6 protein-coding genes and 1 pseudogene are annotated in these 12,181 nt (G+C 44.4%); 3 read left to right on the forward strand and 4 right to left on the reverse strand.

All coding sequences use genetic code 11. The features are described 5' to 3' along the window. Positions 1-12: 12 nt before the first annotated feature. A complete protein-coding gene (locus tag VB714_RS22815) occupies positions 13-1,590 on the forward strand; it encodes an Hsp70 family protein (RefSeq protein WP_323227057.1) in 1,578 nt (525 codons plus the stop codon). A gap of 63 nt (positions 1,591-1,653) precedes the next feature. Here the strand turns inward: VB714_RS22815 and VB714_RS22820 are convergent, their stop codons facing one another. Then, the gene (locus VB714_RS22820; protein ID WP_323227059.1) at positions 1,654-2,877 is read right to left on the reverse strand and encodes a bifunctional sterol desaturase/short chain dehydrogenase; all 1,224 of its coding nucleotides are present in this window, start codon (positions 2,875-2,877) and stop codon (positions 1,654-1,656) included. A gap of 234 nt (positions 2,878-3,111) precedes the next feature. On the opposite strand from VB714_RS22820, the gene VB714_RS22825 reads away from it, so the two are divergent. Beyond that, positions 3,112-4,536, forward strand: coding sequence for a glycosyltransferase family 2 protein (locus VB714_RS22825; protein WP_323227060.1), 1,425 nt, complete (start codon positions 3,112-3,114; stop codon positions 4,534-4,536). A gap of 82 nt (positions 4,537-4,618) precedes the next feature. Here VB714_RS22825 and VB714_RS22830 read toward each other — a convergent pair whose 3' ends face one another. Both VB714_RS22830 and VB714_RS22835 read right to left on the reverse strand, forming a co-directional pair. Continuing rightward, entirely contained in the window at positions 4,619-9,979 is a 5,361-nt protein-coding gene (locus VB714_RS22830) for a hypothetical protein (RefSeq protein WP_323227062.1), read from the reverse strand. 62 nt (positions 9,980-10,041) lie between these two features. Continuing rightward, positions 10,042-11,046: a S1C family serine protease gene (locus VB714_RS22835; RefSeq protein WP_323227063.1), complete on the reverse strand. Its 1,005-nt coding sequence runs from the start codon at positions 11,044-11,046 to the stop codon at positions 10,042-10,044. Between the two features lie 127 nt (positions 11,047-11,173). Between VB714_RS22835 and VB714_RS22840 the strand changes: the two are divergent. Next, positions 11,174-11,314: pseudogene (locus tag VB714_RS22840) on the forward strand (Uma2 family endonuclease); the annotation flags it as partial. 140 nt (positions 11,315-11,454) lie between these two features. On the opposite strand, the gene VB714_RS22845 reads toward VB714_RS22840, so the two are convergent. Further along, positions 11,455-12,181: DUF3747 domain-containing protein (locus tag VB714_RS22845; RefSeq protein WP_323227066.1), on the reverse strand; the 727-nt coding region annotated here is incomplete at its 5' end.

Raw genomic sequence — 12,181 nt, forward strand, 5'->3', positions numbered from 1 at the left:
TAACAAGTAACAATGACTGCCATTGCGATTGATTTTGGTACGAGCAACACTGTTGTTAGTATTTTAGAACCGGATACCAATGCACCGAAAACCCTGCGATTTGCTCAAATTTCCCGCTTGTTTAAGATGCCGGGAGAGACAGGGGAAATTCTTGATGTTCCGGTTATTCCCAGTTTGGTTTATATCCAAGGGAAAGGGGAAATTATGATTGGCGAACAAGTGCGATCGCAGCGTTTGGGTTTATCGCAACCCGCCCGTTTTTTTAAAGGTTTTAAGCGGGATTTGGTGGCAGATTTTCCCAGTCCCCCTCGGGCGATCGATGGGGTCAATTACCAAGCGCGATCGGTTTCTGAGCGCTTTCTACAAACTTTATGGGAAAATCTACAAAAATTAGAAATTGAGCCGTCTGAGCTTATTTTTACGGTGCCTGTGGGTTCTTTTGAGCGCTATCTCGACTGGTTTCGCGATTGGGGTGAAAAGATGGGCGCAGATCGGGTTCGTTTTGTGGATGAATCTACGGCCGCCGCGTTAGGATATGCTGTAGAAAATTTGGGTTCTTTAGTTTTGGTGGTGGATTTTGGCGGAGGAACTCTCGATTTGAGTTTGGTGCGGATGGAAACACCCGATGGGAAAAAAGATATTTTTAAAGCCAAGGTTTTAGCGAAATCTGATGCTTATTTAGGGGGTGAAGATATTGATATTTGGATCGTTGAGGATTATTTACGCCAAATGGGTTCGGATCGGGAGTCTTTAAGCGAGGTTGGTTGGCAAAATTTATTAGAAATTAGCGAAGTTTTAAAAATTCAACTCTCGAAAACTGAACAGGCTTCTGAAAGTTGGTTGGATGAAGAAACTTTTATGTCTTATGATTTGAGTTTGAACCGCGATCGCCTCGAAGATATTTTAGAACGCAATCAACTTCTTGAACAATTACGAGAGGCATTAGACGAGGTTTTAAGTATTGCATTAGGAAAAGGAGTGAAAAAGAGTGAAATTGCACAAGTATTATTGGTGGGAGGAAGTTGTTTAATTCCCGCAGTGCAAAATTTAATTGTTTCTTATTTTGGGCGATCGCGGGTTAAATTAGGTAAACCGTTTGATGCCGTTTGTCACGGTGCTTTAGCTTTAACCAAAGTATCAGAAGTTGAAGATTATTTACATCATAATTATGTAATTCGTCTTTGGGAACCTTCAACACAAAACCAATCTTATTTTCCTTTATTCGATCGCGGTAGCACTTATCCTTGTAAGTTAGAAACACCGATTACTCTACAAGTTGCTAAAAATGGACAGAAAGAAATTCGTCTTGATGTGGGAGAATTGGCTGAGTTAACGCGATCGGAAATTGTTTATAATGAGGTGGGAGTTATTTCTAGTCGCCAACTCTCCAAGCACACAGAATATCGTTCCTTGGAAACCCACCATCAAGAGGTTTGTCTGGCACATTTAGAACCACCGGGTCAACTCAAACAAGATCGCATTTCTGTTTGGTTTGAAGTGAATGAAAACCGCGTTCTATTGGCAACAGTTATTGACTTATTAACAGATAAAATACTGGTGGAACGAGGTGCGATCGCCAAGTTAAAGTGATTTTTGAGTGATTGTATGTTTTTAAAACAATGACACTTTTACTACGCTTTTACTACACTTTTATTACTGTGCTTTTCCTCGAGAAAAGAAGCGAAAGTAAGTAGAAACGAAGAATTCTTTCAAGGGAAAAGCGATGTAAGTAATGGGGTTAATTGTAACAATAATATTGCGCGTGTCTCGGATAGCAAGATTCACAATTTGCTTGGCAACCCAATTCGCTGACATGATACCAATAGGATTCAAATTGCTTTTAAAAGGTCCTAAAATTAGCTTGCGAATGACACAAGGAGAATCCAAACGACGCAGGGTGACTAAATCTCCTAAAGTCCGTTTGCTGAGTTCGTAGAGAGGACTAAAAGCGGGATTTACTTCTGCTTCTGAAGTATTCACCCAAACTTCCTTGCTGGCAATTTCTTTATTGGTACGGACAGTCGTTAAAAACAGTTCCAGAAATCGCCAACTTGAAAAAGCATTTACTTCGTAAGATTGCGCGATCGCGTCTTGATTTCTTTCTCCATGCACATTCATACCATGATTGAGAATTAAAATATCAATCTTTTTCAATTCTTCTACAAGTTTTGCTTCTTCTCCTACTTGCCAAACGAGGGAAGAAATAGGATTATTTTCCCCTTCTAAAACAATCTCTTTCGCAGTAGAAGTCAAAGCAATAACTTTTGCTCCTTTTTGTTGCAATTGTGCGAGAAGCGATCGCCCTAAAGTCCCCGAAGCCCCTGTAACCGCGATCGTTTTTCCCTTCAGGGAAAGTGCTGTCCCCATAACCTTATCTACTAACGTCAACGTCCCACAATAATAAGCCTGTTGATTGTCAAAATGGTGTCGCCAATGATAAGGACGATTCACCAACCAACGAGAGGGTAAACTGGTAAATTCCCCTGGTCTATGGGTTAAATCGGTCAACTCGTCAGCATAGGCCAAACCGCATCCCCGCGCGATCGCGCCTAACAGGAAAGTTAGAGTATAAAGTGAACCCAAACCAGCCAGCCAAAAATGAGGCAAATTCGTACTAGATAAAATGGCGATCGGCAAACCACTCATCGCCAGCATAACCAAAGATTCCGGCACATCGTTATACCAGTGCGCTTGTCGGTAAATCGTCTCGCTGGCTACAGAAAGATCGGGACGAAAAACCCGATGATGCCAGACGTGCAAGCGATATAACGGTTGCCAATGGTGAGAGAGGACGTGATAAGTATCTCTGACCAATTCCACCCAGAGAAGCGTTATTAATCCCACGGCGATCGCCACCAGCCAATCACTCTGTATCATTTTGTTAAAATTAGAAAATTAAAGTAAAGGTTTGTTAACTGCCAAACACCCCATATTCTAAGGGAAATTCTGCCGCTTTTGCTATTTTCGCGCGATGGACTGGTTTAGAAGCCCTCGCTTGCTTAAAATTTCGCTAAGAATTTTAACAGTTTCCGATACAATGAGACACAAAGAACCGAATAAAATCTATTTTTTGTCTTTATCTCGTTTACATTTAGCGGAGCGATCGCCATTATGCCAGAAAATTCTTGGTCAGATAATAAAAATGAACCCGAACTCGATCCCTTAAGTTCCTTTCTCTCGGAATGGGAAGACCCAGAAGACGAAGAAGAAGAATTTAGAAGTGATTTTTTCCAAGGCATAGAAGGACGCAGAAGTAAAGCAGCCTTTCTCCTAATTGCAGTTTGGGGGGTCGTTGTCACCCTCCATCTTGTCTCTTGGGGATTTTGGCTGGTTATGAGTCTGACGGGGATTTTGGTGGTTTATTTTCTGCGACTGATGCTGGCAAAACCCGATCCCATGCCCTCCATGTTACGGGATGACCAACTGGCAGATGCCCCGATGGTCTCTCTGCTAGTCGCGGCAAAAAATGAAGAAGCTGTGATCGATCGCCTCGTGAAAATTCTCTGTAATTTAGATTATCCTCGCGATCGCTACGAAGTTTGGTTCATTGACGATGCCAGCGACGATCGCACCCCAGAAATTTTAGATACCCTCGCCCACCAATATCCCCAATTAAGGGTCGTACATCGTCCTGTAGGTGCCGGAGGTGGCAAATCTGGGGCATTAAACCAAGTCCTCCCCAAAACGAAGGGGGAAATTATTGCTGTTTTTGATGCCGATGCTACAGTCGATGCGGATTTATTGCGCCGTGTAGTTCCCATGTTCGATGATGAAAATATGGGAGCCGTCCAAGTCCGTAAGGCGATCGCCAATGCTGATGAGAATTTTTGGACAAAAGGACAAAGGGCAGAAATGGCCTTAGATTGTTATTTCCAACAGAAACGCATTGCTATTGGCGGTATGGGAGAATTGCGCGGCAATGGTCAGTTTGTGAGGCGCAAGGCCTTAGCGGGTTGTGGGGGCTGGAATGAGCAAACCATTACCGATGACCTCGATCTAACTATTCGCCTGCACTTAGATCGCTGGGATATTGGTTGTTCTCTCTTCCCCGCAGTTAATGAAGAAGGTGTGACCCAGGCTATTTCCCTCTGGCACCAACGCAGCCGTTGGGCGGAGGGAGGCTATCAGCGCTATCTCGACTATTGGCGTTTAATTGTCAGTAACCGCATGGGCTTTACGAAAACATGGGATTTACTCACTTTTGTTCTAGTTCATTATTTGCTGCCCACGGCGGCGATCGCGGATTTTGCTATGGTTTTAGTGCGCCATCATTGGCCAATTTTGGGGATTTTATCCAGTTGCGCGATCGCCTTTTCGACAGTTTGTACGTTTATTGGTTTATATCGCATCCAGAACCCAAAACGTTTTAATCTCAAAAATGTTTTAGTGTTAGGCTGGGAATCTCTTCTCGGTACGATTTATCTCTCTCACTGGTTCTTTGTCATGCCTGCAACCACTGCACGGATGTCGGTACGTCCCAAGCGCTTAAAGTGGGTCAAAACAACCCATCAAGGCGTTGTTCAAGAAGGTTTGTAGGGACGTTGCACGCAACGTCCTTACAAAACCAAATTTTGCAACGTCCTTACAAAACCAAATTTGCCTTTACACAAATTTGCCTTTACACAATAGTGAAAGCGCGTAAGAAAGTATTGCTATAATCTCCCGCTTGGTCGTAAGCCTTCCCTCGCAAGCTATAACGCCCCACGCTTAAACCCAAAGCACTTAAGTTCAGACTGTGGCGGAAATTACTCCAGCGTTTCGTTGCATCCCAAGAAGCGGGAGTGAGATCGAAACTGTCGCTAAGATCGGTAATAGTCCCATCTTCTGCAACTAACTCGAAATCTATGCCAACAAGGTCGCTATTGCCGTCATCGTCGTATACCCAACCATTGGTAATTTGCAGGGTATCGTTCACAGAGAAGGTACTTCCACTTAAGCCAAATTGTAACTTTGATGGGGCAGTATTATTTGCTTGGGGGGCTTGAATAGTGAAACTGCGAGAGAGACTCTGACTTTGACCCCCAGACCGATCTAGTGCCGTGCCAATTAGTGTATAATTGCCATCGCTGAGATTATACTGACTCAAATCGAAACTACCGGAAAAAGCTGCCCAGTTTTGACTCCAAGTAACATTGGTGAAATTGTTGCTTTCTCCTAAGTTGATTTCACTGCCGTTACTGGCGATAATTTTAAAGGTGATGCGATCGAGGTCGTTTGCACCATTCCCATCTTGAATCCAACCATTGCCAATAGTGAGGGTATCGGTAGGATTATAGGTACTTTTATTAAGGGTAAAACGCAGATCCGTGGGGTCGAGGTTGGGTTGAGGCACTTCGAGTCGGAAACCGCGTTCAAATTGCTGACTGGCTGCACCTTGGCGATCGTAGGCTATTCCCACGACTTTATGTGAACCTGTTTGCAAGTTTAACCCACTCAAGTTTAATTCATGTTGGAAACTGCCCCATTCTCGGTTCCAACTGGCTGGACTTAAATTGCTGATATCGTCAATATCAAGGGTGCTTCCTTGTTCGGTAATAATACGAAGATCGATGCGATCGAGGGTGTCTGCACCGTTGGAGTCTTGTACCCAACCATTATTAAGATTGATGGTATCTGTCGCGTTATAAGTGCTGCGATCTAAACTGAAAGTTAAGCGAGAAGGGGCTGCATTGGGAGGAGGTGCCGTGACGGTGAAAGATCGTTCAAATAAATTGCTGGCTTGGTTGGCGATATCATAGGCGATCGCCGATACAGTATAAATCCCGTCGGTCAAATTGAATCCATTTAAGTTAATTTGAGTATCAAAACCAGCCCAATGATTATCCCAAGTGGCTAACTCAAAATTGGTGACATCATTGAGATCGGCAACTAGGCGATCGCCAGAATCAAATAAACGCAGATCGACGCGGGTAATTTCTTCTCCCCCATCTTCATCCATGACCCAACCATTCTCGATCAGGATCGTTGCGTTGGGAGTATATTCGCTTTCATCGAGACTAAAACGCAAGTCTTTCGGGGCATGGTCAGGCTGGGCGATCGCAAATCCCTGTTTGAGTAAGGGACTGGTATTGCCCTGTTTATCGTAAACTGTACCCTCTAAATCGTAATTGCCTGCCTCTAAGTTCAACGACCCCAGATAAAGGCTGTGGGTAAAGGTACCTCGGCTGAAATTCCCCGGATCGGCAACTAAATTGCTAACATCAGCAACATCAAAGAGTTCGCCATTGCTGAGGTTGCGAAGGGCGAATTCAACGCGATCGAGGTCGGTAAAACCGTCTGGATCTTCTACCCAACCTTCCGTAATGGTAATAGTATCATCGGGACGATATTCCCCTTGAGGTAGGTTGAAGTTAAAACTAGGAATATTGTTGGTCAAACGGAAAGATTGGTTCATGCCCCGCGTTCCATTTCCGGCTTTATCATAAACAGTCGTTTGGAGGATAAGATCGTAATAGCCCAAATCCAGTCCTAAACTTGCTAAATCGAGGTTATAGTTAAACGTTCCTCGGTCAAAATTTCCTAGATCCGGGGTAATATCGGTGATGTCTGCAATATCAAGATGATAACCTTGGTTGGCTACGAATAAGCGCATATCGATGCGATCGATGTCGGTGATATAATCTGGCTCATAAACCCATCCTTCGGTAATGGTTAGGGTGTCGCTAAAGCCGTATTGAGTGCGATCGAGGGTAAAGTCAACATGAGGGAGATGGTTGCTAACGTAAAACTGTTGAGAACGATAGGCAACATTACCCACTTTGTCTAAGATCGTCCCTTCTAATTGAATGTTGTAGGTATTATTAATATCCAAATCCAATGTTTTCAAATCGAAACTGTACTCAAACGATCCTTGGTAAGGGCTCCCCGAATTGGAGATAAATTGAGTGACATCGGGTAGATCGATGATTTTGTTACCATTTACAACTGCTACGAAATCAATGCGATCGAGATTGCTGAGGCCATCGCCATCTTCTACCCAAGTATTTTGTAAGGTTAGAGTATCCCCAGTCGAAAAGGGGGAGTTTGTCCATTCAATAGAGAAATCAAACAGAGGTTTGCTATTGGTGACTTGGAAATTCTGAGTATAGATGCGAGAAGCATAACCTGCTTTGTTGTACAAGATTCCTTGTAATTCAACATTATGATTGCCAATATCCAATCCTAAATCAGCCAAATTGAGGCTATAATCGAAGGCCGCTTCGTAATTTCCTTGAGAGAGGGTAAATTCTATAGCATCGGGTAGGTCAATACGTTTCCAGTCAACCATCGCCCAGAAATCAATGCGATCGATATCTGCAATGTCTTTAAATCCCCATACCCGAGTATCTTCTAAGGTGACAATATCTCCCACGGCATAGCCCCAATAGGGCTGGTCTCCAATGCGATAATCGAATTCCGGAATTTGATTATAGAGATGGAATAATTGGCTATAGTGAGTTTGATTGCCGCTTTTATCATAGAGGGTACCTCCAATTTCAATTTTGTTATAATAGCTACCGGGTTCGAGTCCCAATGTCCAGAGGTCGAGGTCATAGTCAAATGTGCCGCGATACTCGCTTCCAAATTCGGAGGTAAATTCTGTGACATCGGGGAGATCGATGAGAAATTGGTTATTTACTCGTGCTTGGAAGTCAATGCGATCGAGGTTAGCAAGACCATCGAAGTCTTCTACCCAAGCATTTTCAAGGGTTAGAGTTTCTCCAATCCCATAAACTTCATTATCAATGTTGAAGTTAAAGTGAGGGGAACTATTGCTTATGACAAAATTCACATCTCGCCATTGACTGCCCTGACCGGATTTGTCGTAAGCAATCCCCACTAAGGTAAAATTGCGATCGCTATTGCGATCGAGACCTAAGTTTTTGAGTTCGAGACTGTAGTTAAAGGTAGCGCGATCGGGGCTGTTGGGTTCGGAGGTAAATTGGGTAACATCAGCAACATCAATGATATAGCCGCGATCGCTTTGCAAGAAGAAATCAATGCGATCGAGGTCGGTAATATCGTCTAAGTCTTCCACCCAAGCATTTTCAAGGGTTAAGGTATCTCCCGCAGTATACTCCCACTGATTGAGATGAAAATCGAGGGAGGGAAGATTGCCGTTTGTCAGTCCCGAGTTTTTAGTGAGTTGGAATTGTCGGATTGCTTCCCTGCTACCGTTACCGAGGCCATCGAAGGCGATCGCTTCAAGGGTAAGATTATGGATTCCCAGACCAATAGGTAAATTACTCAGATCGAAGCTGTAATCAAACGTCGCGCGATATAGATCGGGATCAATCGTCAATGAAGTAACATCAGGAAGATCGATCGTTGTGCCGTTGTCAGTCCGAATGCGGAAATCAATGCGATCGATGTCGGTTGCGCCGTCATTATCAACGATGCTTCCCCCTGTAATGCTTAAAGTATCATTACTGGTATAGCTTTGGCGATCGAGAGAGAAGTTCAGTTGTTCGGGAAGAGTGTGGTTAATCCGAAAGTTTAGGTATTGTCCTGGAATGCCTTTTCCCGCTTTTGTGTAAGCAAAACTTTCTAGTCTTATATCGTAAGAGTAGCCTGGTGTGAGGTCTAATGTTTTTAGATCGAGATTGTAGGCAAAAGTACCGTCGAGCGCATTCTCGTGATTAGGGGTAAAGTTAACTACATCGGCAACATCAATAATACGATCGCCATTATTAACAATCGCGCGAAAATCAATGCGATCGAGGTTATCAATCCCGTTATGAACTCGAGTATTGACGAGAGTTAAAGTATCGTTGGCAGAATATTGAAAGCGATCGAGATCGAAACTAACAGAAGGTGTATCGTTATGGATATGAAAATTTTGCCTTCTCAAAGAAGAGTTTCCAGCTTTATCGTAGAGAATGCCTTCTAGATAAACTGGATAGTTGCCCATCGGGAGCGGAATAGTGCTTAAATCAAGCTCGTAATCAAATGTTCCGTAAACTGCATTGGAGTTGGGAATAAATTCCGTAACATCAACAAGATCGATCGCTTGAATATTTCTGCCATTCTCAATAATCAGTTGGAAATCAATGCGATCGAGATTATCAATCCCATCAAAATCCTCAACTATGGTCTGGGAAAAAGTTAAAGTCTCGCCACTAAAATAATTATAGTCTTCAAGCCCGAAATTCAGAATGGGAGGATTGTTACGGATAAACAGCGTCTGACCCCCCCATCTATCACTATTTCCTGCTTTGTCAACAATATTACCTTCTAAAGACCAAGTTTCGTTTCCTCTAGGAAGATTTAGAGTCTTGAGATCGAGACTGTAGTTAAAGGTTCCGCTTTGAGGACTTCCATCAGAAATAAACTCTGTAACATTAGGAAGATCGATAATGACTTCATTCCCACCCATACTGCGGAGTTGAAAGTCAATATGGCTCAAATCTTCTAAACCATCCCCATCTTCTACACGAGTATGGTCGAAAGCCAAAGTATCGCTTGCGTTGTATTCCTGCTGACTAAAATGAAAGTTAAGATTGGGACGGAAATTGGTCAGATTAAAACCTATTCCATTTGCCAATCCATAGCCCGAGCGATCGTAAGCAATACCTTCTACACTTAAGTTGTAATAGCCTTCATCAACCGATAAGTTTTTCAGGTCGATATTGTAGCTGAATGTAGCACGGTTGGGATTGCTAGGATCGGCCACAAATTGAGTGACTTGACCGAAATCGAATATACGATGATAGCCATTGATAACCCCTTCAAGATCGATGCGATCGATGTCCGCGAAACCGTCAAAATCTTCCACCCAACCTTCCAGTACGAGAGTATCGCTTAGGGTGTATTCTCCTTGTTGAGAGGTAAATCCCCAGCTTGGCCGCTCATTGGGAGGTGGAGGAGGTAGGGGACTATTGCTAGACGCAGAAGGAGAATTAGCTAAGGGTTGGTCTAAATCGGAAGCGGGAATTAAAACCGCAGGACTATCGAGAAGACTCGGATCGGTTCCTAAATTGTTGTTGGAGTTAGCAGGCATGGCTAATCAGAGAGATGGCGATCGCGTTAGGGCTGAGAACATTTTGTACCTATTGTATTATATTAGAAATCAATTTCAACGAGTCCTAAGCGCCGATCGCGTAAAATCATCAAAGAAGCCGAATTGGGACGAGTGCGAAGGAAAGAAACAAATTGTTGAATATTTCTGATGCGACGACGACCGATCGCGACAATACGATCGCCTGGTTTTAAACCCGATCGCGCTGCTAGAGAATTGCGCTCAATCCCTACAATTAGTAAGTTGGGGGTGAGGGAAACTCCCAAACGAATATTGTTATTATTGGGCGCATTATTGGGCGATCGCTGTTGTTGAGGTTGCCGAGTAACAGTAGCAGGGGGATCCCGTCGAGCAATATCTGAAGCAGAGGCAATGCGATCGCGACTCCTGCTGATAAATTCTCTCACGGCGGCGGCATTCGTGGCAAATCCGATCCCCACATTACCTCCCCGGCGATCGGGGCTGAGAATGGCTTTATTGACCCCAATCAGTTCACCTCGGGAGTTCAATAGGGGACCGCCAGAATTCCCTTGATTGATGGCTGCATCGGTTTGCAAGTCCCCATCAGCAGCAATGCGACTGAGAATACCCGTGGTAAAGGTTCCCGATAAACCAAAAGGGGAACCGATGGCGTAAACCTCTTGACCGACGCGAATGCTATGAGAATCAGCCAATTGTAGCGTAGGAAAGCGATCGCCACTGAGGATTTTCACTAAAGCAAGGTCCTTGGGGCGATCGAGGGCGATCGCTTGTCCGGCATATTCCTTTCCCTCGCTATTAATCACAACAACGCGACCTCGAGGAGCATTTTCAACCACATGAGCATTAGTGAGAACCAACCCGTTTGCATCGATGATACTCCCGGATCCCGCAGTGCGTCCCACCGTAATCGTCACAACCGCAGGGCTGGCTTTTTGATAGACATCAATGCGGACTTGTTCGTTATCGTTAAACTTTTCGGGAACAAAAGACAGGGGCGCACCCATTACAACAGGGGCGGTTGCGAGTAAACTGGCGAGGACGAGGGCGATCGAAGAGATGACTTTCATTTTTGGGGGGAGGAGCTATTTTTCTATATTATTGCTTTTTTATTGATATTGGCGATCGCATCAATGTTCCAGTTTGCTTGGCGATCGCCGGATTTTTTCCCTGCGATGAAGAATAGAATAGACTTTAACAGAAGCAGAAGACTTGGGACAAACAGAACGAGAACGCGATCGCCCTCTGACAAAATGGCAAGTATACGAGCAAATTTTGCAAATACCGTACTATGTCATTTACGATCGTTACGGGAATCAATTGCGAGCTTTTCACTTATAAGACCATTCTTATCAAGCTGTAGCCCTCGCTGAAAAAAGGAACCCCTCCTTAGAAAAGGAAGGGTTAGGGGAGGCGAGAATAGATAGATTAAAGTTAGCTCAAAAACGGCTAGTCCCTTGGGAACTGCCTTGGAGATTCTATTCAAAAGTGGGAATAGTCGGTTCCGAGGACGAACTTGGGTTAGAAGTGGGACGGGAGTTAATATTAATCGGCCGTCGAGGAGGAGGAGGAGTCGTTGTGGTGCGCGGACGGGGGGCTGGAGTCGTGGGTTGAGGATTGGGTTCTGGTGTGAAAATTAACTCGCGATCGGCAGGGGGTAAGCTGGTATTAGAAGGCGGGTTAAGAGTTCCGGGAGGTTCTTGAATGGGGGGAATATTGGCAGTATTGCTGTCAGAAGTGAGATAATCGTGACCAAGGGTTCGTCCATTATAAGTTCGTTTGGTAAAGCGCCAACCGGGATCGAGGTGAATTTTGAGATAGCGATCGCCGCTATCCATGCCTCGGGTTCGCCCAATCTCAATGGTGGTGCGCTCCCGTGAAGAATTTGCCAGCAAAACCAGTTCGTCACCGCGTTGGACAACACTGACAATAAAGCGCCAACCCAAGTCATTATCATTAATCCGCACGGAGTAACCGTTACTATCGGTACTGCGTCCGCAAATTCCCGTAAAATCAAAACTTTCCCACGTCGGTTCGATAAATGTGGGATTTTCTCCGTACTCTTGCCAGCAATTGCGACCGTTGGCTTGTTGTTCCATGACGATCAGGTTATAGTAGCGCCGACCGACCCCAAAGGGAGTGGCGATCGCCACAAAACGACGCTGATCGACTTCAACTTTAGCAAAATCATAAGCTGCTCGTGCA

Origin of the sequence: Spirulina sp. 06S082 (genome assembly GCF_034932145.1) — a bacterium.
Classification (GTDB): domain Bacteria; phylum Cyanobacteriota; class Cyanobacteriia; order Cyanobacteriales; family Spirulinaceae; genus CCY15215.

Coding starts and splice junctions, on each gene's coding strand:
- VB714_RS22815 (WP_323227057.1), top strand. CDS start 13: ATGACTGCCATTGCGATTGATTTTGGTACGAGCAACACTGTTGTTAGT.
- VB714_RS22830 (WP_323227062.1), bottom strand. CDS start 9,979: ATGCCTGCTAACTCCAACAACAATTTAGGAACCGATCCGAGTCTTCTC.
- VB714_RS22820 (WP_323227059.1), bottom strand. CDS start 2,877: ATGATACAGAGTGATTGGCTGGTGGCGATCGCCGTGGGATTAATAACG.
- VB714_RS22835 (WP_323227063.1), bottom strand. CDS start 11,046: ATGAAAGTCATCTCTTCGATCGCCCTCGTCCTCGCCAGTTTACTCGCA.
- VB714_RS22825 (WP_323227060.1), top strand. CDS start 3,112: ATGCCAGAAAATTCTTGGTCAGATAATAAAAATGAACCCGAACTCGAT.